Source organism: Vibrio sp. 1249-1 (genome assembly GCF_033340495.1).
In genome coordinates this window covers 1-853 of sequence record NZ_JAWOWJ010000304.1, presented here as the reverse complement: position 1 = coordinate 853, position 853 = coordinate 1, and the positions used below count along the sequence as shown (strand labels likewise).

1 protein-coding gene is annotated in these 853 nt (G+C 47.2%); it reads right to left on the bottom strand.

Features of this window, described 5'->3' with window-relative positions; genetic code table 11:
• The coding region (locus tag R7Z50_RS26010; RefSeq protein ID WP_318149542.1) for an ATP-binding protein at positions 1-853 on the bottom strand (853 nt) is incomplete at both ends.

Genomic DNA, 853 nt, shown 5'->3' with positions numbered 1-853 from the left:
TTTACTGATTGCGTCATCCATTCCATTTTCTAAGTACTCTCGACGATCTTTCATCACGTTCGCCGTTAACGCCACCAACGGAGGCAAGTGGTCATAATGCTCACGGTAGTACTTCGCCACATCAAACCCTGTCATGTCTGGCAGTTGAATGTCCAACAGCGCAAGGTCGTATTGGTCCGGCACAAAGTTGACTAACGCTTCTTCCCCAGTCATCGCGACCGTCACGGAATGCCCCAAACTTTCTAGCAGCGACTTAGCCACCGTCACGTTAAGTTCAATGTCTTCAACCATAAAGATGTTGAGATGCACATTGTCGCGCTTCGCATCGATTACCGGCTCTTCGAGTTCAACAATAGGAACGTGAATCGACACAGTAAAGGTACTACCAAAGCCTTCTTCACTTGTGACCGTAATGTCACCATCCATCATATTGATCAGCTGTTTCGAAACCGCTAACCCAATGCCTGTACCTACCGCATGCAAGTTGTCTTTACCCGACTTAACTTGATAGTACATAGCAAAAATCTTATCCAGTTCAGCTTCAGGAATACCGATGCCAGTGTCTTCGACTTCCATAATGATAGTCGCGAAGTCTTCTTCAACATCAGCGCTGACTGTCATCACAACGCCACCTTCTTTGGTGAACTTCATCGCGTTGCTGACTAGGTTCCAAATCACCTGACGTAAACGGGTCGCATCCACCTCGATCGCTTTTGGTAGGTCACTCAAACGTTCTAAGTCGAAACGCAGTCCTTTTTGTTCCGCCATGAGCGCCGAAATACTCTCTATCTCGGCGACAAAGTCTTCAAAGTTCAATGGTGCAGGTAACAGTTCAAGCTTGCGACGGTCGAAT